This window comes from Mycobacterium sp. IDUB_39 (assembly GCF_055419205.1).
In genome coordinates this window covers 431,230-453,104 of sequence record NZ_JBVAXF010000002.1, presented here as the reverse complement: position 1 = coordinate 453,104, position 21,875 = coordinate 431,230, and the positions used below count along the sequence as shown (strand labels likewise).

The following is a 21,875-nucleotide window of genomic DNA, read 5'->3' as shown; positions in this document are numbered from 1 at the left end:
GATGCTCATCACGCTAACATCCTAGTGTGACGTACACAACACCCTCGATTCCTAACCGGATGCGGACCGCCGTGCTGTCCGAGCCGGGCCGCATCGAGATGGAGGAACGCCCAGTGCCAGCCCCGGGGCCAGGGGATGTACTGGTCAAGGTCTCGACAGTGGGGATCTGCGGGTCCGACACCCACTACTTCCGGCACGGCAGGGTCGGCAGCTTCGTCGTCGACGGGCCGTTAGTCCTCGGCCACGAGGCGGCGGGCACCATCGTCGCCGTCGGCGAGTCAGTGGATCCGGCGCGCATCGGACAACGCGTGTCCATCGAACCGCAGCGGCCCGATCCCGATAGCGCCGAGACCCGCCGTGGCCACTACAACCTGTGCCCACACATGGAGTTCTTCGCCACGCCCCCCATCGACGGCGCCTTCTGCGACTACGTGACCATCGGTGCGGGCTTCGCGCATCCCGTGCCCGACACCGTCAGCGATGAGGCCGCCGCCCTGTGCGAACCGCTGTCGGTCGGCATCGCCGCAGTGCGCAAGGCCGCCTTCGGCGCGGGCGCGCGAGTACTGATCGCCGGCGCCGGGCCGATCGGCATCGTCATCGCACAACTGGCTCGTGCCTACGGTGCGACCGAGATCATCGTGAGCGATCCCGACGCCCCGCGCCGCGACCGGGCGCTGAGCTTCGGCGCCACCTCGGCGATCGACCCGACCACTCGCGATGTCGGCGATCTCGAGGTGGATGCATTCATCGACGCATCCGGCGCACCCAGCGCCGTCAACGCGGGAATCCGTGCGGTCCGGCCCGCGGGCACCATCGTCCTGGTCGGGTCGGGCGCCGAGGAGATGACGCTGCCGACTCAGGTGATCCAGAACCGGGAGCTGACGCTGACGGGCGTGTTCCGGTACGCCGACACCTGGCCGACGGCGATCGCGCTGGTCGCGTCGGGACGCGTCGACCTCGATGCGATGGTGACGGCACGTTTCCCGCTCGAGAACGTCGCCGATGCCCTCGACACCGATCTCGTGCCGGGTAGCGTGAAGACGGTGGTGAGGGTGTCATGAAGCTCAGCAACGCGACATTGGCCGATATCCCGATCGACAAGCCGACGTATGACCGCAGTGAAATCACCGTCGGCATAGTCCATTTCGGGGTGGGTGGCTTCCATCGCGCACATCAGGCGGTGTACGTCGACCGGTTGCTCCAGCGGGGCCAGGCCAAGGACTGGGGCATCTGCGGCGTCGGCGTCATGCCCGCCGATCGCAGGATGGCCGACGTGATGGCCGCCCAGGACTGCCTGTACACACTGGTCACCGAGAACCCCGACGGCACCCGCGACGCACGCGTGATCGGGTCGATCATCGACTACCGATACGCCCCCGACGACCCGGAGTCCGTCATCGAGATGCTGGCCTCACCCGCCACCCGCATCATCTCGCTGACCATCACCGAGGGCGGCTATTCCATCGACTCCGCACCGCCCGACGGCGTGTTCGGACTGGTTACCCGGGCTCTCGCGCGACGGCGGGAGCGCGGTGTGCCCTCACCGACCATCGTGTCGTGCGACAACATCGAGGGCAACGGCGACGTCGCGCGCGACGCCTTCACCGCATACGCACGGCAGCATCATCCCGGTCTCGCCGAGTGGATGGACGAACACACCGGTTTTCCCAACTCGATGGTCGACCGCATCACCCCCGTCACGTCGCCGGAGGTGATCGACTCCCTCGCAGCGGACTTCGGCGTGGAGGATCAGTGGCCGGTCGCCGCGGAGCCGTTCACCTCCTGGGTGCTCGAGGACTCGTTCTCAAGCGGGCGGCCGCCGTTGGAGGACGTCGACGTGCTGATCGTCGACGACGTCACACCGTATGAGCTGATGAAGCTGCGTCTGCTCAACGCCAGCCACCAGTGCCTGTGCTACTTCGCCTATCTGGCCGGGTACCGCCTGGTGCACGACGCGGCGCGTGACCCTCTGTTCGCCGAGTTCCTCCGCCAGTACATGGATGCCGAGGGCACGCCGACACTGAAACCCGTCCCCGGCGTCGACCTGCCCGAGTACAAGCAGACGCTGATCGAGCGGTTCGCCAACCCCGGCGTGCGCGACACCATCGTCCGGCTGTGCTTCGGCTCCTCGGATCGCATCCCGAAGTGGCTACTGCCCGTGATCCGGGAGAACCTGCGCAGCGGAGCGCCCATCAAGATGTCGGCGGCGACCGTCGCCAGTTGGGCCCGCTACGCCGAGGGCGTCGACGAACAGGGTGAGCCGATCGACGTGCAGGACCAGCTCGCGGAAACGCTGGTGCCACTGGCAAAGTCGCAACTCCAGGAGCCGACGGCGTTCATCTCCGACACTGACGTGTTCGGCGATCTCGCGCAGCAGCCACGCTTCGTCGAGGCATACCTGTGGGCCCTGGACTCGCTGCACCGTCACGGCGCCCGCGCGACACTGCAGGCCCTGGTCGGGCAGGTGTCGTCATGACCGAACGCGCTCTGGTCATCGGAGAGGCACTCATCGACATCGTCGAGCGCGACGGGCGAGTAATGGGCGAGCACGTCGGCGGCAGCCCGCTCAACGTGGCGATCGGGCTGGGCAGGCTGGGTCGAGGTGTCGACTTCCTCACTCACATCGCCGACGACGACCGCGGGCGCCGCATCACCGAGTACGTCGAATCATCTGGTGTGCAGCTCGTTTCGGGTAGCACGACTGCAGCCAGGACGCCTACCGCGATGGCGCACCTCAATGAGGCGGGCGCGGCCGACTACGAGTTCGACATCGACTGGCGGCTGTCGGGCACCGCAGAGGTGGCGCCACCGCTGGTGGCACACACCGGATCGATCGCCGCGTTCCTCGACCCCGGATGTCTGGCCACCGCGGCCCTGTTGGACGCCTACCGAACCGCGGCGACCATCACGTATGACCCCAACGTGCGGCCCGCGCTCATCACCGAACGCGGGCAGGCGATCGCCAGAATTGACCGGCTGGTCGAGAAGGCCGACGTGGTCAAGGCCAGCGACGAGGATCTGCGTTGGATCGACCCGGCCCGCTCACCGGAGCAGATCGCGACCGCATGGCAGGCGCTGGGGCCGTCGATCGTCGCGGTGACGATGGGCGAGCGCGGGGCGTTCGCCGTGAGCGCCGCGGGCGTGGTCCGCGTCGGTGCGCCTCCGGTGCAGGTGGTCGACACCGTTGGAGCGGGCGACGCATTCATGACGGGGCTCATCGACGCGCTGTGGTCGCTGGGCCTGCTGGGTGCCGAACGGCGCAGAGCCCTGGCCCGCATCGACCTCGCTCAATTGGAGTACGTGCTGGGAGAGGCCGCGCTGGCGTCAGCGCTGACCGTGGCGCGCGCCGGCGCCGACTTGCCGGATCGCGCGGCGCTGCAACGCGGCCAGCAAAGTGGGTAATACTGAACTATGCGTTCCATCTGGAAGGGTTCGGTCGCCTTTGGGCTGGTGAACGTCCCGGTCAAGGTCTATAGCGCGACCGAGGACCACGACATCAAGTTCCACCAGGTGCATGAGAAGGACAACGGGCGCATCCGGTACAAGCGCGTGTGCGAGGTCTGCGGCGAGGTCGTGGAGTACCGCGACATCGCCCGGGCCTATGACTCCGATGACGGCCAGACCGTCATCATCACCGATGACGACATCGCGACGCTGCCCGAGGAGCGCAGCCGCGAGATCGAGGTCGTCGAGTTCATTCCCGCCGATCAGCTCGACCCGCTGATGTATGACAAGAGCTATTTCCTGGAGCCCGACTCGAAGTCGTCGAAGGCCTACGTACTGCTGGCCAAGACGCTCGCCGAGACCGACCGGGTCGCGATCGTGCACTTCGCGTTGCGCAACAAGACGCGGCTGGCGGCGTTGCGGGTCAAGGACTTCAGCAAGCGCGATGTCATGGTGATCCACACGCTGCTGTGGCCCGATGAGATCCGCGACCCCGACTTCCCGATCCTCGATCAGAAGGTCGAGGTCAAGCCCTCCGAGTTGAAGATGGCCGGCCAGGTGGTCGAGTCGATGACCGACGACTTCCACCCCGACCAGTTCCGCGACGACTACCAGGAACAGCTCCACGAACTGGTGCAGGCCAAACTCGAAGGCGGAGAGGCGTTCGCGACCGAGGAGCAGGAGCCCGCCAATCTCGACGAGACCACCGACGACGTCTCGGACCTGCTCGCCAAGTTGGAGGCCAGCGTCAAGGCTCGCAAGGGTGCATCGAAGTCCGATGGCGATGGCGAGGCCAAGAAGGCACCAGCCAAGAAGGCACCGGCGAAGAAGGCCGCCGCCAAGAAGGCGCCCGCGAAGAAGGCCGCTGCCAAGAAGGCACCAGCCAAGCAGTCCCGTGACTGACCTGTCGGGCATCGCCAAGCACCCACTGACGAATGTCGCCATCGGCACCGCGGTAACGGCACTGGGCGTCGCAGCCGAGACCTATCGCGCGTGTGAACGGCTGCCGATCGTGGGAGCGCGGCTGGCCGGCGCCCGCTCTGTTCTGGAGCGACGCGGCGAGGAAGTCGTGGCGAACGGCTTGGAACCACTGAAGGCCACCATTGCCGCCGTGGCCGTCGAATTGGTTGAACTCGTGCTCGACGAGCTCGACATCAATGCACTCGTGCGCGAGCGCGTTGATCTCATCGGGTTGGCCGACGAGGTCGTCGCGGGCATCGACCTCCCGGCAATCATCCGGGAGTCCACCAGCACCGTGACCGCGGATGTCATGTCCGACGTACGCAGCGGGGGCGAGCGGGCCGACGACGCCGTGGCTGGCATTGTCGATCGAATCCTGAGGCGCGACAGGGGCTCCCGTTGACCGAGTTCGCGCACTTGCCCGATGTCGAACCGCGCGGCGCCGGCATCGTGAGCCGTGGCGTGGCAGCTGTCGTGGACCTCGCCGTGGTGTTGGTGGTCATCGGCATGCTCTACGTCGGGCTGGTACTCACGTCGCTTGCGCTGAACCCCTCGGGCTTTCGCTTCCCCGCGGTCGGCGTGCTGTTCTCCAGCACGGTGACGTTCGGTGTCGCGGTGCTCTACCTGGCGGGCTGCTGGGCTGTCTCGGGCTGCACCGCAGGGGCGGTGATCATGGGCCTGCGGGTGGTGGGCAGACGCGCCGAGCGGATGTCGGTTCTGTCGGCGCTACTGCGAGCCATCGCGTGCGTCGTGTTCCCCATCGGACTGGCCTGGGTGGCCGTCGACAGCAGACGTCGCTCGATTCAGGACCTGGCCTTCGGCACCCGGGTCGTGTACGTCACCCGCGCCGCCGAGTAGCCGCGTCCTGCGGCCGCGCGACTTCTGCACCAGCGTCGCTCACGTCGCGAATTCACGACCGCCCTGCAGATCTCGGCGGAGGTGGCGGCGTGAATCCGCGGCGTGCGAACGCCTCGCGGACTCGGTGCAGGATGAACTGGCGGCTGTGCTCGGCGACGACCCGGAGATCGATCCAGCCCTGGCGGTCGATGAGTTCGGCGCGCCAGATGTCGTGCACGTACTGGGTCCGCGTGGTGCTGTGGTGTGCGCCCTCGTAGTCCAGGCCCACCATCGGCTCGTCGTATCCCATATCGATGAACGCCACGCGCCTGCCGTCGGCGACGCGGATCTGTGTTCGCGGAACGGGTAGACCCGCATCGATGAGCAGCAGTCGCAACCACGTCTCCTTCGGTGACTGTGCGCCGCCGTCCATCAGCACCAGTGCCTCTCGCGCACGCCGCACTCCCCTCGCGCCGCGGTACCGCTCAAGTGGGTCGGCCACCTCGATGGCTGACACACCGATCGCGGCGGCCAGTGCGTCGAGGTGGGCCACGGCTCGATCGCGCGGGAGATGTCGGCCGAGGTCGAGTGCCGTGCGCGCCAACGAGGTCACGGGAAGCTCGCCAATCCAGGTGATCTCGTCGGCCGCGATCCGCTCCTCACGAATGATCACGCCGGGGCGCGGCCGGGTGTGCTCGGCGATCATCTCGATGGGTGTGGCGTCATCAACCCACCGCGCACCGTGCAGCGCGGCCGCAGCCCGCCCGGCGATAACGCCTCGGCGCCCAGTCCAAAGCCACGCGGCGACCGTGCGCGTGAACAAGGTCTGCTCGGTGTTCTTCGGTACGTAGACGCCTGGATGCACCGCTTGGTGATTCCACCGCAGACCACCGGGCGTCAGGCTGCCGGCGCTGATCGCTTCACTGCCAACGAACGGTATCCACATGCCTGAACGCTGGCCGAGGCAGCAGACGAGTCGCGTTCACAACAGCGATCGGGCGCCACCACCCTGTGGATGGAACGACGCCTGTGCAGAACTCGCGCATTTCACGCCGACTTCTGCACAAGCGTCGTGCCTCATGAGGAATCACGACGCGTGTGCAGATCTCGACGAGAACTAGAACGTGTTCCAGAAACCGACCACGCCGAGCCGTAACCCTTGTTACCGTGACGCCCGGCGAGGGAAGTGAGGAACACATGATTCTCGACAGGTTCAAGCTCGACGGCCAGGTGGCAGTGGTCACCGGGGCGGGCCGCGGACTCGGTGCCGCGATGGCGCTGGCGTTCGCCGAAGCCGGTGCGGACGTGGTGATCGCGGCGCGCACACAGTCCCAGCTCGACGAAGTGGCCGAGCAGATCAGGGGCGTCGGCCGCAAAGCCCATGTCGTCGTCGCCGACCTCGCCCACCCCGAGGACACCGCCAAGCTCGCGGACGCGGCAGTCGAGGCGTTCGGCAAACTAGACATCGTCGTCAACAATGTCGGCGGCACGATGCCCAACGCGCTACTGAACACCTCGACGAAGGACCTGCGCGACGCGTTCACGTTCAACGTCGCGACCGCCCACGCGCTGACGACGGCGGCCGTCCCGCTGATGCTCGAGCACTCCGGCGGCGGAAGCATCATCAACATCACCTCGACGATGGGCCGGACCGCCGGTCGCGGATTCGCCGCCTACGGCACCGCCAAGGCCGCACTCGCGCACTACACCCGACTGTCCGCGCTGGACCTCGCGCCGCGCATCCGAGTCAACGCCATCGCACCAGGTTCGATCCTGACCTCCGCGCTGGAGGTGGTGGCCTCCAACGACAGCCTCCGTGAGCCGATGGAGAAGGCCACCCCGATGCGCCGTCTCGGCGATCCGGTCGACATCGCCGCTGCCGCTGTCTATCTCGCGTCGCCGGCCGGTAGCTATCTGACAGGCAAGACCCTTGAGGTCGACGGCGGCCTCACGTTCCCCAACCTCGACCTTCCCATCCCCGATCTGTGAGGAGCACCGAGTTGCCCATCAAAGTCGCCGCGATCGGCACCGGAAACGTTGGCCAGCACGCGCTGACCCAGCTGATCAACGACCCCCGCTTCGAGCTGACCGCCGTATGGGTGTCGTCAGACTCCAAGAAGGGCAAGGACGCGGGTGAACTTGCCGGGCTCGACATAGAGACGGGCATCATCGCCACCACCGATCTCGACGACGTGCTCGCCACCGGACCCGACTGCGCGGTGTACACCGCGATGGCGGACAACCGCCTGGTCGAGGCGCTCGAGGACTACCGGCGCATCCTGGCGGCGGGCGTCAACCTCGTCGGCAGCAGCGCGGTGTTCCTGCAGTACCCGTGGCAGACGCTGCCCGAGAACATGATTGCCCCGATCGCAGACGCGGCGGCGTCCGGCCAGGCCAGCCTGTTCGTCGGCGGTATCGATCCGGGTTTCGCCAACGACCTGCTGCCGATGGCGCTGGCCGGAACCTGCCAGAGCATCGAGCAGATCCGGTGCATGGAGATCATCAACTACGACACCTACGACAGCGCCACGGTGATGTTCGACGTGATGGGCTTCGGCAGGCCGCTCGATGAGACCCCGATGCTGCTGCAGCCGGGGGTACTGAGCCTGGCGTGGGGTTCGGTGGTTCGGCAGTTGGCCGCCGGGCTGGGCATCGAACTCGACGAGGTGACCGAGACCCACACGCGGACACCGGCACCGGAGGACTTCGACATCGCCTCCGGACACATCGCGAAGGGCACCGCCGCCGCGCTGCGGTTCGAGGTTCGCGGAATGAAGGACGGCAAGGCGGCCGTCGTTCTCGAACACGTCACCCGCCTCCGTGATGACCTGCATCCGGAGTGGCCGCAACCCGCGCAAGAGGGCGGCTCCTACCGCATCGAGATCACCGGCGAACCGTCGTATGCACTCGACCTGTGTCTCAGTAGTCGCAACGGCGATCACAACCACGCGGGGCTGGTGGCGACAGCAGCCAGAGTCGTCAATGCCATCCCGGAAGTGGTTGCCGCACCGCCCGGAATCCGCACCACCCTGGACCTTCCACTCGTGACGGGACGAGGGCTGTACGCTCCCAATTGACGCGTTTGCCCGAGACTGAGGAGAGTCAAATGAGTGCACTTCGCTTCGTCGTTCCAATGATTTTCGCCGCCGGCGTCGCCGTCGCGGCCGCGCCCACTGCCGCCGCGGAGCCCCCCAACCCGCTTCTGCCCCAGTGCGAGGTCACCGGCGGGTCATCCGTCGAGGGCGGCCAGACCACCGACTGCGCCAGCCCCGGCAACGTCCAGATCGACGCCACCCCGCCCGAGCCCGGCTACGGCATGTTCCCGTGGGACGACGACTTCTTCGTTCTATAACGGTTCTTCGTTCTCTGACGCGGCGCTGACGGTCCTGACCTGCGCTCTGCGGCGTATCATTGCTGCAGCGATCGGAGCAGGTCATGACCATCACGTCTCGCTATTCGGTGCCGCTTCTGGCGGCCATCGGTGTGTGCCTCGCGGTCCTGGCAGCGCCAGTGGCCGCGGCCCAACCCACGTGTGTGAACACCGCCCCGAACACCACGCAGTGCGCCACAAAGGGCAGCAACTCGATCACCACATCGCCGCCCGCAATGAATAGCGGTCCCTTCTATGGCTGGCCGTACGGCGGCGGCTTCGTGCTGGGCGTCTGGTAGCGCCCCCGGCCCTGAAAACAGGGGCACGATTGCCATGACCTGAGGGTTTCGGCTAACCTAACTTTTCTATTCGCCATCCCGGATAGAGAGTGAGTTCGTTGGCAACCGAAACCAAGGCGCGGGTACGCCCGGGCATGCTGCTGCTCGGACCGGCATTCGTCGCCGCGATCGCCTACGTCGACCCCGGCAACGTCGCCGCCAACGTCAGCGCCGGCGCCCAGTTCGGGTTCCTACTGGTGTGGGTGATCCTGGTCGCCAACGTGATGGCCGGCCTGGTGCAGTACCTGTCGGCCAAGCTCGGCCTGGTCACCGGGCGCAGCCTGCCCGAGGCGGTGGCCGACCACTCCCGCACCCGCACCCGTATCGCGTACTGGCTGCAGGCCGAATTCGTGGCCATGGCAACTGATCTCGCCGAGGTCGTCGGTGGTGCGATAGCGCTCTATCTGCTGTTCGACCTGCCGTTACTCATCGGCGGCGTGATCACAGGCGCCGTCTCACTGCTGTTGCTGGCCGTCCAGGACCGACGCGGCCAACGGATGTTCGAGCGCGTGATCACCGGGCTGCTGCTCGTCATCGCGATCGGCTTCCTCACCAGCCTTTTCGTCGCGCCGCCGTCACCCGCAGACGTGGCGGGCGGCCTGCTCCCCCGGTTCGACGGCCCGGAGAGCATCCTGCTGGCCACCGCCATGCTCGGGGCGACCGTCATGCCGCACGCCGTCTACCTGCACTCGGGGCTTGCCCGCGACCGGCACGGCCATCCCGAGGCGGGCGCCCCGCGACGCCGCCTACTGCGGATCACCCGCTACGACGTCGGCCTCGCCATGCTCGTCGCGGGGGCGGTGAACCTCGCGATGCTGCTGGTCGCCGCGACCAACCTGCAGGGTATGGAGAACACCGACTCCATCGAGGGCGCCCACGCCGCGGTGCAGAACACGTTGGGCCACACGGTCGCCCTGTTCTTCGCCATCGGACTGCTCGCCTCAGGTCTCGCCTCGACGTCGGTGGGCGCCTACGCCGGAGCGATGATCATGCAGGGCCTGTTGCGGCGCAGCTACCCGCTGCTGCTGCGGCGACTGGTGACGCTGATCCCCGCACTCGTGGTCCTGGCCATCGGCGTGGACCCCAGCCGGGCGCTGGTGCTCTCGCAGGTCGTGCTGTCGTTCGGCATCCCGTTCGCCCTGATCCCGCTGGTACGCCTGACCAGCGATCGCGTGCTGATGGGCGCCGACGTCAACCACCGCGTGACCACCGCGCTCGGATGGTTGGTCGCCGGAGTGATTACGGTGTTGAACGTGGTGTTGATCTACTTGACCGTCACGGGCTGAATGCAGCCGTACTTCGCGTACGGATCGAACCTGAACGTTGCGCAGATGGCGCAGCGCTGCCCCGATGCGCTCAACCCGCTGCCGGCAACCCTCGCCGACCATGACTGGCTGATCAACGAGCGCGGCGTCGCGACCGTGGAACCCGTCGACGGAGCCGAGGTGCACGGCGTGCTCTGGCAGGTCAGCGACAACGATCTGGATGTCCTCGACAGCGCCGAGGGTGTGCCCGTCCGGTACCGCCGCGACATCCTCGTCGTGCACACCGAGCACGGCCCGCGCCGCGCCTGGGTCTACATCGACCACCGCGTCGAACCCGGCGCCCCCCGGCCCGGATACCTGGAGCGGGTCATCGACGGCGCGCGCCACCACGGGCTGCCGCAGCGTTGGGTGGACTTTCTGCACCGGTGGGATCCGAAGCACTGGCCGCGGGCCCTCGCGCCGACTGAAACGCCTGGGCCGCAATCACTCTCAGAACTGTTGGCCGATCCCCATGTCGAGGAGTCCAGCACGCTGCGATCGGGATTCGGGTTCCTCGCGATCCACGGCGGCGGCCTGGAGCAGATGACCGACGTGATCGCCGAACGCGCCGCCGAGGCCGCCGGCGCGTCGGTTTACGCCCTGCGCCACCCCGACAACTACCCGTACCACCTGCCGTCGGCGTCCTATGCCGCCGCAGAGTCCGACCGTCTCGCGGAGTTCCTCGACCACGTCGAGTTCGCGGTCTCGCTGCACGGTTACGGACGCATCGGCCGCAGCACCCACCTACTCGCCGGTGGCCGCAACCGCGCATTGGCCGCGCACCTCGCCGACACCGTTGCGCTGCCCGGCTATCAGGTGATCACCGAACTGGACTCCATCCCGCGCGAGCTACGCGGGATGCACCCCGACAACCCCGTGAACAAGCCACGGGGTGGTGGCGCCCAACTCGAGCTCACCCCCCGAGTGCGCGGCACCAGCCCGCGCAGCGGTCCGGTGGGCGAGGACGGACTGACCCGCGCCACCTCACTGCTGGTCGACGGCCTCGTGACGGCGGCCCGCACCTGGCGGCCCGTCTAGACCCATCCACTCCGCACCCGGCTCCGAATAGCGAGTGTGGAACGACAAGACCAGCTCGGACGCTCGATCGCCGTCATCGGGAGCGGAGTCGCCGGCCTCACGGCGGCCCACGTGCTCTCCGCGCGCGACCAGGTGACGCTGTACGAGGCCGACACCCGCCTCGGCGGGCACGCGCACACCCATTTCGTCGACGACGGAGACGGCAGGGTCATCGGCATCGACTCGGCGTTCCTGGTGCACAACGACCGGACCTATCCGACACTGTGCCGGCTGTTCGGCGAGCTGGGTATCACCACCAACGACACCGACATGTCGATGTCAGTGCGTGACGATGCCGCCGGACTGGAGTACGCGGGGGCCCGCGGGATTGGCGGCCTGTTCCCCTCGATCGGGTCGCTGGCCAAGCCCCGCTACCTGCTGATGCTCGCCGAGGTGCGAAGGTTTCACCGGGTCGCGAGCGCGCTGCTCGCCGACGAGTCAGCGGGCGACGGCGAGCCGCTGGGTGACTTCGTGCGGCGGCACGGATTCTCCGACTACTTCGTCGAGCACTTCGCGCGGCCGCTGGTGGCCGCCGTCTGGTCCTGCGCGCCCGGTGCGGCGATGCGGTACCCGGCGCGCTACCTCTTCGTCTTCCTCGACCATCACGGCATGCTCTCGGTGTTCGGCTCGCCGACCTGGCGCACGGTGGCCGGCGGATCGGCGACCTACGTCAACGCGATCGCCGAGACGCTGCACGAGGTGTCGATGGGCACGCCGGTGACCGCGGTGCGACGGATACCCGCGGGCGTTCTGGTGAGCGCGGGTGACAGCGCTCCGCGCCGCTTCGACGCCGCTGTCGTGGCCACACATCCCGAGCAGGCGCTGGACATGCTCGCCGAGCCGACCAGCGCCGAGCGGGCGGTACTGGGCGCCATGCCCTACTCGATCAATCTCGCCCAGCTGCACACCGATGCCTCGGTGCTGCCGCGCAGGCCGCGTGCCCGCGCATCGTGGAACTACCTGGTCACCCGCGACTCCGACGCCGTGCTGGTCACCTACGACGTCACGCGCTTGATGCGCCTGGGCGGCACGACGCGCTACCTCGTCACCCTGGGCGGCGGGCACCGGGTTGACCCGAGCACCGTGATTGCCGAGATGACCTACGCGCATCCGCTCTACACACCCGAATCCGTTGCCGCGCAAGGCCGACTCCCTGAACTCGACGACGATCGGGTGGTGTTCGCCGGGGCATACCACGGCTGGGGCTTCCACGAGGACGGTGCGGCATCCGGTCTTCGCGCCGCCCAACGGCTCGGCGCTGACTGGCGTGCCGCCTCGAAGCACGAGGTGGCCGCGTGCTGACCCCGAGCCTGTACCGCACCCGCATCACGCACGTGCGTCGGGCTCCGGTGCACCACTACTTCGAGCAGCGCGGCTACAGCTGGTTCGTCGATCTGGACAACCTGCCGCGGCTGCCGTGGGGTCTACGCCCGTTCGCGAAGTTCGAAGCCCGCGACCACTTCTCGACACCACCGCCCGCGGGTGTCGATGACACACTGCGCAACCGTGTCGACGCGTTCCTCGCCGCACGTGGTATCGACATGCGCGACGGCACCGTGACCGCGCTGCTGCAGGCACGGGTACTCGGCTACGTGTTCAATCCGATCAGCGTGTACTGGTGCCACGACTCCGACGGCGTGCTGCGGCACGTGATCGCCGAGGTGCACAACACATACGGCGGCAGGCACGCATATCTGCTCCCGCCGACGGGCGATGCGCCAGCGGCCGTCAAGAAGTCGCTGTACGTCTCACCGTTCAACGAGGTCGACGGGTACTACCTGGTGCGGGCTCCCGAGCCGGACGAGTCCCTCGATGTCGCCATCTCACTTCACCGCGAGCACATCCCGGCGTTCGTCGCCACGCTGCGCGGCACCCGACGCAGGGCGGGCGTCACGCAGGTACTGCGCATGCAGCTGATAGCCCCCGTCGCCCCGCTGATGGGCGCGGTGTGGATCCGGATTCAGGGCATCACATTGTGGGCGCGACGGGTTCCCGTCGTTCCCCGGACACCCGTCGTCGAGAAGGAAAGGGTCAAGCAACTGTGACCACCGACATCACCGGAAGTATCGGTGCCGCTGCGGTTTCAGACCGCTGGCCGGCCGTCGCGCGAAGTCCGCGGGGCGTACGCAGCCTTGTGTACGGTCGCATCGCGGATGGGCTGCTGCGACGGGCCGCCGCCCGGCTGGCGCTACGGCTGGAATATCCAGACGGCACGACAATCGGCGCCGCCGATCCGACATTGCCGACCATGGTGATCCACGATCCGCAGAGCCTGGCCCGCAGGGTGGGCCGGTTCGGCCTGATCGGGTTCGGCGAGGCCTACATGGCCGGCGAGTGGGACTCCACCGACCTCGCCGAGCTGATGACCGTGTTCGCCAACTCGGTCGCCGACCTCATTCCTCCTGCCCTGCAAAGCCTTAGACCGCTCGCTGTGGTTCGTCATCCCCGATCGATGTACAACAGTCTCAAGCAGGCCCGCAGCAACATCGCCGAGCACTACGACCTGTCCAATGACCTGTTCGGGCACTTCCTCGACGAGACCATGACGTACTCGAGCGCCCTGTTCGACACCGGGACGCCCGTCTGGGAGCAACTGCCCGAGGCTCAGCGGCGCAAGATCGACCGCCTGCTCGACGCGGCGTGCGTGGGCACAGGCAGTCGGGTCCTGGAGATCGGCACAGGCTGGGGCGAGCTGTGCATCCGGGCCGCATCTCGCGGCGCCCACGTGCACTCGATAACGCTGTCGGCCGAGCAGCAACGTCTCGCGCGACAGCGCGTCGCCGAAGCCGGCCTGTCCGACCTGGTCACCATCGAACTCCAGGACTACCGCGAGGTCGAGGGCCGGTATGACGCCGTGGTCTCGGTCGAGATGATCGAGGCGGTCGGCTACCGGTTCTGGCCGACCTACTTCCAGACTCTCGACCGGCTCGTCGCGCCGGGAGGTCGGGTCGCGGTCCAGGCCATCACGATGCCGCACGACCGAATGTTGGCCTCCCGCAACACCTACACCTGGATCCAGAAGTACATCTTCCCAGGCGGCCTGATCCCGTCCACGGAGGCGATCCTCGGCATCACCGAGCGTCAGACACGTCTGCGCACCGTCGGCATGCGCTCGCTGCGACCCCACTACGCCGAGACGTTGCGGTTGTGGCGCGAACGGTTCCAGGAGCGTCACGAGGCGGTGACCGCGCTGGGCTTCGACGACATCTTTCAGCGCATGTGGGAGCTGTATCTGGCGTACTCCGAGGCGGGCTTCCGGTCGGGCTATCTCGATGTCTACCAATGGACCTTCGCGCCAACGGGTTCGGGCGGATCGGGCCTATGACGAACTTCTTCGTAGTCAGCGCGGTATCGCTCGCGGTCGTGCTCGTGGCCTACGGGCTCGCCTTCCTCATCGGCCGCCGAATCGGGCGCTACAACGTCGTCGACGTGACGTGGGGTGCGAGCTTCGTCGTCGTGGCCGCCGTTGCCGCGGCCATCGGCACAGGTGACCTGTTGCGGCGGCTGCTGCTACTCGGCTTGGTCGGGGTGTGGGGCCTGCGCCTGACCTGGCACATGGTGAGCAAGTCAAGGGGCAAGGGCGAGGACCCCCGCTACACCGCGCTACTCAAGGGCGACTTCTCGGCGCCCACCGTGCTGCGCAAGATCTTCCTGATACAGGCGGCCGCGACGTGGTTCGTCTCGCTGCCACTGCAGTTGTCGGCGACGCTTGGACCCACCCCGCCCGCGCTAGTCCCCGTGCTGATCTGTGGCGTCCTCGTGTGGTTGATCGGCGTGCTGTTCGAGGCCGTCGGCGATCACCAGCTCAAGGCATTCAAGGCCGACCCCGCGAACAAGGGCAAGATCATGGACCGCGGTCTGTGGGCGTGGACGCGGCATCCCAACTACTTCGGGGATGCCACGGTGTGGTGGGGGCTCTGGCTGATCAGCATCGCCGGTGCGGTGTCGCTGACTACGGTGCTCTCCCCCGTCGCGATGACCTACTTCCTGGTCTACGCGACCGGAGCCCGCCGCACCGAGAGTTTCATGGTCGATCGACCGGGATTTCGTCAATACCAGTCCCGCACATCGTTTTTCGTACCCCGCCCACCTAGATCTCGATAACTGTGACTTTGCTCGGCTTCGCCGCTAAGCTACCGATTGTGACGGCTGACCTCGACGCGCTGCTGCGCCGGGTGGCACAACGCGACGTCGAGGCATTCGCCGCCTTCTACGACAACACCCGCGCCCGGGTGTTCGGCCTGGTTACCCGCGTGCTGCGGGACCCCGGCTATAGCGAGGAGACCACCCAGGACGTCTACCTGCAGGTATGGAATAACGCCTCGGGATACGACCCCACCGCCGGCTCGCCGCTCGCGTGGTTGATGACACTCGCGCACCGACGTGCCGTTGACCGCGTGCGCTCCGAGCAGGCGGCCAGCCAACGTGAGTCCCGCTACGGTGCCGCCACCGTGGATGTGCCTGCCGATCAAGTGGCCGAGGCCGTGATCCACCTCGACGAGCGCCGGCAGGTCACCGCGTGCCTGGACTCGCTGACCGATGTGCAGCGGGAGTGCATCCAGCTCGCGTATTACGAGGGCCTGACCTACTCCCAGGTCTCCACCCGCTTGGCGGCAAACCTCGCGACAATCAAGTCACGGATGCGCGATGCGATCCGGGGACTGCGCACTTGTTTGGGGGTGCCATGACGGAGCCGACACATCAAGACCTCGTGACGCTGGCCACCCCCTACGCGCTGCACGCCGTATCGGCCGCCGAGCAGGCCGAGATCGAACAGCTGCTGTCCGATTCGCCGCCGCTCATCGCGCGCGCCTTCGCCGAGGAGGTGCGAGCGGTCCGCGAGACGATGGCGGTGGTGTCGGCGTCCACCGCGGTCGAGCCGCCCCCGCGGCTGCGCAGCCAGCTGCTCGCCGCGATCGAGAGCACCCCCGCGGTGACACCCGCCACGGCCGCACGGCCTTCGAGGTGGCGCACCGTCGCGCTCGCTGCGGCGGCGGCCGTGGTCGTCGGTTTGGGTGCGGTAGGCGTGGGCATCGCCCTGCGGCCCGAGCCCCCGGTGTCGGCTGCCGAGCAGATCTTCGCGGCGCCCGACGTGCGGACCGTGTCGGGCGCCATCCCCACCGGTGGCACGGCGACGGTCGTGTTCTCGCGTGACCGCAATGCCGGCGTGCTGGTGATGAACAATGTCGAACCGCCAGCGACGGGCTCCGTCTATCAGATGTGGCTCGTCGGCGCCGACGGCGCACGCTCGGCGGGCACCATGGATCAGGCGGCGGTCGCACCGTCGACCACCGCGGTGCTGCCCGATCTCGGCGACTCCACCGCGCTCGCGTTCACGGTCGAACCCGGAACCGGGTCGACGCAGCCCACCAGCCCGGCTTTCGCCCAATTGCCGCTGGCCTGAGCGGTTCACACGCCTTCCAGCGTCGCGGCGGCGGCCGCCTCGACGACATCGGCGACGTCCCGACGCCTCTGGTAGGCCCGACGCTGGCGCGTGGCGCCGTTGCCGGTGGCCACGATGCGCGCCACCTCGCGTTGGACGAACTCGAGGTCGCCGACGGTCTCCAGCGCCGGGCTCACCCGCTCGATCAACGCATCGAGTAGGCGTGCGGCGGGTATCGCCGCGTGCGTGTCGGCGAGGTCCACACCATCGCCGTCCAGACCATCCCGCGCCGCCTTCCAGTACGCGGCGCGCAGCGCGTGCGCGGTCACCGGCGGTGTGGGCTGGCCGAGCCGCTCATCATCTAGCGCGGTCATGACGGCCGCCCGGACCAGGGCCGCCAGCAACACCGTCTCGGCGACCGTGGCGGGTACATCGGCAACACGCACCTCGATGGTCGGGAAGTTGGCCGACGGCCGAGCGTCCCAATAGACCATGCCGTCATCGAGCATCGCGCCGGCGTCCTGCATCATCGCAACCGTCGCGTCGTAGTCATCCACCGATTCGAAGTAGGGCGGCGGACCCGCGCTGGGCCAGCGGGCCCACAGCACGCTGCGCCAACTCGCGTACCCGGTGTCGGCATTGCGATAGATCGCCGAGTTCGCCGTCAGCGCCAGCAGCGATGGCAACCAGGGCCGCAGCCGGTTGCTCACCTGGATCGCGACCTCACGCGACGGCACGGCGACATGCACGTGGCAGCCGCAGATGCCCTGCTCATGGGCAATCATCCCGAACTTCTCGCCGATCTCCCGGTAGCGCGGGGTGTCGGTGATGGGGAAGGTGCGTGGCAGCGTCGGCGGCAGGCCCACGGCCAGCATTCGAGCACCCGCGTCCTGTGCCGACTCCGCCGCGATCCGGCGCAACCGGCTCAGCTCCTCACGCAGCTCGGTGCGCGTCGTCGCCACGGACGACGTCGTCTCGACCTGACAGCTGGTCAGCTCGAGTTGCAGCTCGACCCCGCGCTTGGCAGCACGCTCGGCAGCCGCGCGGTTGAGTGCGACGGGGTCCCCAGTGTCGGGTTCGACGAGCAGGAACTCCTCCTCGACGCCGAATGTCGGAATGTCCGTCATGGCCGGAAAATCGATCCGACCCGCCGGGTACTCACAGCGGGTCGGATCATGGTGTTGGCTCCTTGCTGGAGATCACTTGCTCTCAGCTCGGCAGCATTTATGCCCCGGTGTACTCGAGTTCAAACATCCCGGGCGGGCTGGCATCTAGCCTCGTGTGATGGCCAAGGAGTTCCGGTTCGGGTTCGGATTGCACGCCGCCAGTCGACTGTCCGCGGTTCAGGACTGGGCCAGACGCGCAGAGGACATGGGATACGACGTTCTGCACGTGCCCGATCACCTCGGCGCCCCGGCACCGTTTCCGACAATGATGGCCGCGGCGGCCGCCACCGAGACGCTGCACGTTGGGACGTTCGTGCTGAACGCCGGCTTCTACAAGCCGGCACTGTTGGCACGCGACGTCACCGCCCTGACCGACCTCAGCGCGGGACGGCTCGAACTCGGGCTGGGCGCCGGATACGTCCGCGAGGAGTTCGAGGCCGCCGAGATCCCGTATCCGACGGCTGGCCAACGCGTCGCCCACCTCGGCCGCATCGTCGACTACCTGGGCCAGCACACTCCCGATGTGCCGATCCTCATCGCAGGCAATGGCGACAAGCTGCTGACCATCGCCGCGCAGCGCGCGCAGATCATCGGGCTGACCGGTGGTGACCCGGCCGGCGATGGCGGCGACCCGCTCGCCGAGCGCGTCTCCTTCGTGCGGAACGCGGCCGGTGACCGGTTCGACTCGCTCGAGTTGAACATCGCGATCACGGCGATGCCGATCGACGACTCGGGCGTTCCCGATCTGTCCATCACGCGCCGGTTCCTGCCGGAGCTGACCGACGAGCAGCTGCTGCGCACGCCAGGAGTGCTGTCGGGGTCGTTGAAGGACATCGCCGACACCATCCGCGGCTACCGGGACACCTACGGGGTCACCTACATCATCGTGCAGCAGCCGCACGCCGAGGCGTTCGCGAAGGTGATCGCCGAGCTGCGCTGAGGTCGGGCACCGGAAACACGGAGGTGGCCGGACTTCGGTAAGCTGCCATCCGGTCCGCCCCCGTAGCTCAGGGGATAGAGCACGGCTCTCCTAAAGCCGGTGTCGCATGTTCGAATCATGCCGGGGGCACCAAGCTTGAACTTTTGCGTCGGCGTGATGGCCGGCCGCATGCGAACGAGACTGCTGCCAGATCGTGAATCTGGACGGATTGGCGATCTGACTGCAGTCTCGACGGGCGTGCGCGCCTACCTCCAGGCGAACACCGGTTGCTCGAGTTCGTCGACCGGATCATGGCGCCCCTCCAGGCACAGCCAGCGCACCTGCAGCAGCACGGCGCCCGTCGGTGCGTGGATGAGGTCGTTTCCCAATGGGATCTGCACGACGGGACGCGGGCTCTCCGGAATGCTGATAAACCGCGGCGAATCCTCGCGTTGGAGCTGGTGCAGGCCCACCCGGTACGCCGCCACCACCTCGTCGGGCGCCGGGCGGGGATCGAGCCGTCCGCCGCCCCAGATCACCACCGGGGTGATGACGTACCCCGACCGCGTCGGGTAGTCGTCCAGCAGGCCAAGCACGGTCGACTCGGGCAGCCTGATGCCGAGTTCCTCGTCGAGTTCCCGCAGGCCGGCCTCGACCACGGTCTCGCCCGGGTCCACGCGACCGCCGGGCAGCGCCCACTGCGCGGCGTGGGATGTCAGGCGGGATGCCCTGCGGCACAGGAAGAAGGAAGCACCACCCGACACGTCGACCATCCGCCCGTCGAGGCCCGACCCCATCGGACGCCCGTCGATCCAGTCGTCCACCGGCGCCGGATCCACCCTGTCCTCACCGACCTCGGAGTCGACCAGGACCACGGCGACGGCCGCGTGCCGCTTCGACGGATCGGTCACGGCGCGGCGGTCATGGCCCGCCAGGCGCTCCTTGATCCGTTCCCGCAGCGTTTCGTCATAGGTGATCGTCACCGCTCGACCATAGGCACTGGGCCTGCCCGGTACTGATCGCGGTGCGATCTAGGGGTCTCGACACGGTCACGGCTGGGTACCCATCGCGCATCACGGGCCACAAAAGCCCCATTGGCCACTAGCGTCACTTCAGCCTACTGCCGACGTCATCGCCGCGTCCTGTTCGAAAGGTTGTGACATGTCGTCGCGTCAGCGAATCACCTCGATGTCGATGGCAACCACGCTGGTCACTGGCCTGTGCGTTGCGATCGGCGTCGCCGCGCCAGCGGCGGCGGAGCCCTGTCAGGGCGCTTCGGCTGCAGCTCAGCCGCTCCCCAATCAGGCCGTGCAGATTCCGAGCCCATCGGCGCTCGCCCCCTTTCAGCGACCGATCGGGCACAAGCCTGTCGGCGCGAACGATGAAGCGCCCACACCCAAGCTGGGCCAGCTGCCATTGGCCATCCTCAAGGCGCTCATACCGAAGTCCACGCAGGCCACGCAGGCCGAGCAGGTGCAGCAGCAGGCGGCCGTCGTCCCCGCCAATCCCGGCGGTGCGGCCAACCAACAGGCCCAACCCGCTCCTGCCCCAGTCCAGGCTGAGCCGGCGCCGGCAGCGCAACCTGTGCCGTCAGGACCGCCCGGCACAGCGATCGTCGGCTGGGTGACCGGACCTGACAGCCCGAACGAGACCATCAAGCGCTTCGCGGTCACCGGGACCGACCTCGGGATCATGTGGGACAACGGCGATCCCGCCAACCGCCAGGTCCTCATGGCATTCGGCGACACGAACGGCTACTGCGGCATCCCCGGCAAGCAGTGGCGGTATAACGCGCTGTTCCGCAGCCAGGACGGTTCCCTGTCGAAGACGGTTGCGGTGCCGGACGGCGTTGTCGCCAACAAGTATTCGGGCTCACCGATCTGGCGCCCCGGCATCTCCAAGCAGATCATCAACAGCATCGGGCAGGCGCCGCAGGAGACAGGCATCATCCCGACCGCCGGCATCGCCGTCGGGCGAAACCAGTACCTCAACTTCATGTCCATCAGGAACTGGGATAGTCCGGGCTCGTGGTCGACGAACTTCTCGGCGACCGCGGTATCCCAGGACAACGGCGAGAACTGGGGCGTGTACCCCGGCACCGTCCGCCCTCCTTCAGGAGGGAATGAGAAGTTCCAGATGAGTGCGTTCCTCAAGCCCGGGCCGGGCGATCCCTATATCTACACATTCGGTACCCCGAACGGACGCGGCGGTTCGGCGTTCGTGGCGCGAGTTGCTCCCAACGTCATCCCGGACCTCACCAAGTACGAGTATTGGAACGCCGACAACGGAGCCTGGGTCCCGGGTAACCCCGCGGCCGCGACCCCTGTGATCCCGGGCCCCGTGGGCGAGATGTCGGCCCAGTACAACACTTATCTCAAGCAGTACCTGGTGCTGTACTGCAACGGTGCCAGCAATGACGTCGTGATGAGGACGGCACCGGCTCCGCAGGGCCCCTGGGGTCCCGAACAACGACTGGCCTCATCGGCGGAGATCCCGGGCGGCATCTACGCGCCGCTGCTGCACCCCTGGTCGACCGGCAAGGAGCTGTACTACAACCTGTCACTGTGGTCGGCCTACAACGTCATGTTGATGAAGACCGTGCTCCCATAGATCGGGAAACATCATGACCGACATCGTCATTCGGGTAGCTGCCGCGGCGACACTGGTGTGGCTGGGCATGGTGTTGGCCATCTCCTTCCTGGAGGCCCCGCTGAAGTTTCGGGCCGAGGGCCTCGACTTGCGGGTGGGCCTGGCGATCGGACGCATCGTGTTCCGCGCCCTCAACCTCGTCGAGGTCGTGTGGGCTGTGGTGATCGCAGTGTGTCTGATCATCGCAAGGCCATCCAACCTCGTTCTGGCACTCGCGGCGGCAGCAGCCGTGGTGCTCGTGGTCCAGCTCCTACTGGTGCGGCCCCGGCTCAATGAGCGCTCGACCCGCGTGCTTGCCGGCGAGGACGCACCCCGCTCACGCGCGCACCACGCCTACATCGTGTGCGAGGTGCTCAAGGTGGTCACCCTGGCCGCCCTTGGCGCCGCGCTCCTTTCGGGATGACCATCCGACACCACCATCGACTGGC

At 67.6% G+C, this 21,875-nt stretch carries 24 protein-coding genes and 1 tRNA gene; 22 read left to right on the top strand and 3 right to left on the bottom strand.

Annotation, left to right across the window (positions count from 1 at the left end; translation table 11 throughout):
• Nucleotides 1-59: 59 nt before the first annotated feature.
• From ACZY0X_RS08420 to ACZY0X_RS08395, 6 genes are read left to right on the top strand one after another with little or no spacing between them, the layout of a single operon-like run.
• Complete coding sequence (locus tag ACZY0X_RS08420) at nt 60-1,061, top strand: NAD(P)-dependent alcohol dehydrogenase (RefSeq protein WP_463770565.1); 1,002 nt, start codon at nt 60-62, stop codon at nt 1,059-1,061.
• The gene (locus ACZY0X_RS08415; protein ID WP_463769362.1) at nt 1,058-2,476 is read left to right on the top strand and encodes a mannitol dehydrogenase family protein; all 1,419 of its coding nucleotides are present in this window, start codon (nt 1,058-1,060) and stop codon (nt 2,474-2,476) included. Before ACZY0X_RS08420 ends, ACZY0X_RS08415 begins: the two co-directional genes overlap by 4 nt.
• On the top strand, nt 2,473-3,402 hold the full coding sequence (locus tag ACZY0X_RS08410; RefSeq protein WP_463769360.1) for a carbohydrate kinase family protein: 930 nt from the start codon (nt 2,473-2,475) through the stop codon (nt 3,400-3,402). Before ACZY0X_RS08415 ends, ACZY0X_RS08410 begins: the two co-directional genes overlap by 4 nt.
• A 9-nt stretch (nt 3,403-3,411) precedes the next feature.
• Nucleotides 3,412-4,347, top strand: a complete 936-nt coding sequence (gene ku, locus ACZY0X_RS08405) for a non-homologous end joining protein Ku (protein ID WP_463769358.1) — start codon at nt 3,412-3,414, stop codon at nt 4,345-4,347.
• Complete coding sequence (locus ACZY0X_RS08400; RefSeq protein ID WP_463769356.1) at nt 4,340-4,807, top strand: hypothetical protein; 468 nt, start codon at nt 4,340-4,342, stop codon at nt 4,805-4,807. Before ku ends, ACZY0X_RS08400 begins: the two co-directional genes overlap by 8 nt.
• The gene (locus ACZY0X_RS08395) at nt 4,804-5,262 is read left to right on the top strand and encodes an RDD family protein (protein ID WP_463769354.1); all 459 of its coding nucleotides are present in this window, start codon (nt 4,804-4,806) and stop codon (nt 5,260-5,262) included. The genes ACZY0X_RS08400 and ACZY0X_RS08395 overlap by 4 nt, the downstream gene beginning before the upstream one ends.
• A gap of 52 nt (nt 5,263-5,314) precedes the next feature.
• Here ACZY0X_RS08395 and ACZY0X_RS08390 read toward each other — a convergent pair whose 3' ends face one another.
• The gene (locus tag ACZY0X_RS08390; protein ID WP_463769352.1) at nt 5,315-6,187 is read right to left on the bottom strand and encodes a hypothetical protein; all 873 of its coding nucleotides are present in this window, start codon (nt 6,185-6,187) and stop codon (nt 5,315-5,317) included.
• Between the two features lie 251 nt (nt 6,188-6,438).
• Here ACZY0X_RS08390 and ACZY0X_RS08385 point away from each other — a divergent pair, with 251 nt between their 5' ends.
• The 12 genes from ACZY0X_RS08385 (at nt 6,439) to ACZY0X_RS08330 (ending at nt 16,734) form a co-directional block, all read left to right on the top strand.
• Entirely contained in the window at nt 6,439-7,230 is a 792-nt protein-coding gene (locus tag ACZY0X_RS08385) for an SDR family oxidoreductase (RefSeq protein ID WP_463769350.1), read from the top strand.
• 11 nt (nt 7,231-7,241) lie between these two features.
• A complete protein-coding gene (locus ACZY0X_RS08380; protein WP_463769348.1) occupies nt 7,242-8,318 on the top strand; it encodes an NAD(P)H-dependent amine dehydrogenase family protein in 1,077 nt (358 codons plus the stop codon).
• 29 nt (nt 8,319-8,347) lie between these two features.
• A complete protein-coding gene (locus ACZY0X_RS08375; protein WP_463769346.1) occupies nt 8,348-8,593 on the top strand; it encodes a hypothetical protein in 246 nt (81 codons plus the stop codon).
• Nucleotides 8,594-8,676: 83 nt separating this feature from the next.
• Nucleotides 8,677-8,910: a hypothetical protein gene (locus ACZY0X_RS08370; protein ID WP_463769344.1), complete on the top strand. Its 234-nt coding sequence runs from the start codon at nt 8,677-8,679 to the stop codon at nt 8,908-8,910.
• Between the two features lie 98 nt (nt 8,911-9,008).
• Nucleotides 9,009-10,235: an Nramp family divalent metal transporter gene (locus tag ACZY0X_RS08365; RefSeq protein ID WP_463769342.1), complete on the top strand. Its 1,227-nt coding sequence runs from the start codon at nt 9,009-9,011 to the stop codon at nt 10,233-10,235.
• Nucleotides 10,236-11,291 (top strand): poly-gamma-glutamate hydrolase family protein, encoded by a 1,056-nt coding sequence (locus tag ACZY0X_RS08360; protein WP_463769340.1) that lies wholly within the window; start codon nt 10,236-10,238, stop codon nt 11,289-11,291.
• Nucleotides 11,292-11,327: 36 nt separating this feature from the next.
• Nucleotides 11,328-12,632: an NAD(P)/FAD-dependent oxidoreductase gene (locus ACZY0X_RS08355; protein WP_463769338.1), complete on the top strand. Its 1,305-nt coding sequence runs from the start codon at nt 11,328-11,330 to the stop codon at nt 12,630-12,632.
• The gene (locus ACZY0X_RS08350) at nt 12,626-13,375 is read left to right on the top strand and encodes a DUF1365 domain-containing protein (protein WP_463769336.1); all 750 of its coding nucleotides are present in this window, start codon (nt 12,626-12,628) and stop codon (nt 13,373-13,375) included. The genes ACZY0X_RS08355 and ACZY0X_RS08350 overlap by 7 nt, the downstream gene beginning before the upstream one ends.
• Complete coding sequence (locus ACZY0X_RS08345) at nt 13,372-14,655, top strand: class I SAM-dependent methyltransferase (protein ID WP_463769334.1); 1,284 nt, start codon at nt 13,372-13,374, stop codon at nt 14,653-14,655. The genes ACZY0X_RS08350 and ACZY0X_RS08345 overlap by 4 nt, the downstream gene beginning before the upstream one ends.
• A complete protein-coding gene (locus ACZY0X_RS08340) occupies nt 14,652-15,434 on the top strand; it encodes a DUF1295 domain-containing protein (RefSeq protein WP_463769332.1) in 783 nt (260 codons plus the stop codon). Before ACZY0X_RS08345 ends, ACZY0X_RS08340 begins: the two co-directional genes overlap by 4 nt.
• A 2-nt stretch (nt 15,435-15,436) precedes the next feature.
• Nucleotides 15,437-16,018 carry a sigma-70 family RNA polymerase sigma factor gene (locus ACZY0X_RS08335; RefSeq protein ID WP_463769330.1) on the top strand — a complete coding sequence of 194 codons (582 nt, stop codon included), beginning with the start codon at nt 15,437-15,439 and terminating at the stop codon, nt 16,016-16,018.
• Nucleotides 16,015-16,734, top strand: coding sequence for an anti-sigma factor (locus ACZY0X_RS08330; RefSeq protein ID WP_463769328.1), 720 nt, complete (start codon nt 16,015-16,017; stop codon nt 16,732-16,734). The genes ACZY0X_RS08335 and ACZY0X_RS08330 overlap by 4 nt, the downstream gene beginning before the upstream one ends.
• 5 nt (nt 16,735-16,739) lie before the next feature.
• Here ACZY0X_RS08330 and ACZY0X_RS08325 read toward each other — a convergent pair whose 3' ends face one another.
• Entirely contained in the window at nt 16,740-17,840 is a 1,101-nt protein-coding gene (locus ACZY0X_RS08325; RefSeq protein ID WP_463769326.1) for a glutamate--cysteine ligase 2, read from the bottom strand.
• A gap of 157 nt (nt 17,841-17,997) precedes the next feature.
• Between ACZY0X_RS08325 and ACZY0X_RS08320 the strand changes: the two genes are divergently transcribed.
• Complete coding sequence (locus ACZY0X_RS08320) at nt 17,998-18,819, top strand: TIGR03621 family F420-dependent LLM class oxidoreductase (protein WP_463769324.1); 822 nt, start codon at nt 17,998-18,000, stop codon at nt 18,817-18,819.
• Nucleotides 18,820-18,875: 56 nt separating this feature from the next.
• Nucleotides 18,876-18,951: transfer RNA gene (locus ACZY0X_RS08315), tRNA-Arg, on the top strand.
• 113 nt (nt 18,952-19,064) lie between these two features.
• On the opposite strand, the gene ACZY0X_RS08310 is transcribed toward ACZY0X_RS08315, so the two are convergent.
• Nucleotides 19,065-19,781 (bottom strand): NUDIX hydrolase, encoded by a 717-nt coding sequence (locus tag ACZY0X_RS08310; RefSeq protein ID WP_463769322.1) that lies wholly within the window; start codon nt 19,779-19,781, stop codon nt 19,065-19,067.
• Between the two features lie 178 nt (nt 19,782-19,959).
• Between ACZY0X_RS08310 and ACZY0X_RS08305 the strand changes: the two genes are divergently transcribed.
• Entirely contained in the window at nt 19,960-21,408 is a 1,449-nt protein-coding gene (locus ACZY0X_RS08305; protein ID WP_463769320.1) for a DUF4185 domain-containing protein, read from the top strand.
• A 13-nt stretch (nt 21,409-21,421) separates the two neighbouring features.
• Entirely contained in the window at nt 21,422-21,850 is a 429-nt protein-coding gene (locus ACZY0X_RS08300) for a hypothetical protein (RefSeq protein WP_463769318.1), read from the top strand.
• Nucleotides 21,851-21,875: the final 25 nt, after the last annotated feature.

Excerpts from the sequence above, each read along its gene's own strand:
- ACZY0X_RS08410 (WP_463769360.1), top strand. The coding sequence starts at position 2,473 with ATGACCGAACGCGCTCTGGTCATCGGAGAGGCACTCATCGACATCGTC.
- ACZY0X_RS08375 (WP_463769346.1), top strand. The coding sequence starts at position 8,348 with ATGAGTGCACTTCGCTTCGTCGTTCCAATGATTTTCGCCGCCGGCGTC.
- ACZY0X_RS08385 (WP_463769350.1), top strand. The coding sequence starts at position 6,439 with ATGATTCTCGACAGGTTCAAGCTCGACGGCCAGGTGGCAGTGGTCACC.
- ACZY0X_RS08325 (WP_463769326.1), bottom strand. The coding sequence starts at position 17,840 with ATGACGGACATTCCGACATTCGGCGTCGAGGAGGAGTTCCTGCTCGTC.
- ku (WP_463769358.1), top strand. The coding sequence starts at position 3,412 with ATGCGTTCCATCTGGAAGGGTTCGGTCGCCTTTGGGCTGGTGAACGTC.
- ACZY0X_RS08370 (WP_463769344.1), top strand. The coding sequence starts at position 8,677 with ATGACCATCACGTCTCGCTATTCGGTGCCGCTTCTGGCGGCCATCGGT.
- ACZY0X_RS08360 (WP_463769340.1), top strand. The coding sequence starts at position 10,236 with ATGCAGCCGTACTTCGCGTACGGATCGAACCTGAACGTTGCGCAGATG.
- ACZY0X_RS08320 (WP_463769324.1), top strand. The coding sequence starts at position 17,998 with ATGGCCAAGGAGTTCCGGTTCGGGTTCGGATTGCACGCCGCCAGTCGA.
- ACZY0X_RS08340 (WP_463769332.1), top strand. The coding sequence starts at position 14,652 with ATGACGAACTTCTTCGTAGTCAGCGCGGTATCGCTCGCGGTCGTGCTC.
- ACZY0X_RS08300 (WP_463769318.1), top strand. The coding sequence starts at position 21,422 with ATGACCGACATCGTCATTCGGGTAGCTGCCGCGGCGACACTGGTGTGG.
- ACZY0X_RS08330 (WP_463769328.1), top strand. The coding sequence starts at position 16,015 with ATGACGGAGCCGACACATCAAGACCTCGTGACGCTGGCCACCCCCTAC.
- ACZY0X_RS08305 (WP_463769320.1), top strand. The coding sequence starts at position 19,960 with ATGTCGTCGCGTCAGCGAATCACCTCGATGTCGATGGCAACCACGCTG.
- ACZY0X_RS08415 (WP_463769362.1), top strand. The coding sequence starts at position 1,058 with ATGAAGCTCAGCAACGCGACATTGGCCGATATCCCGATCGACAAGCCG.
- ACZY0X_RS08420 (WP_463770565.1), top strand. The coding sequence starts at position 60 with ATGCGGACCGCCGTGCTGTCCGAGCCGGGCCGCATCGAGATGGAGGAA.
- ACZY0X_RS08390 (WP_463769352.1), bottom strand. The coding sequence starts at position 6,187 with ATGTGGATACCGTTCGTTGGCAGTGAAGCGATCAGCGCCGGCAGCCTG.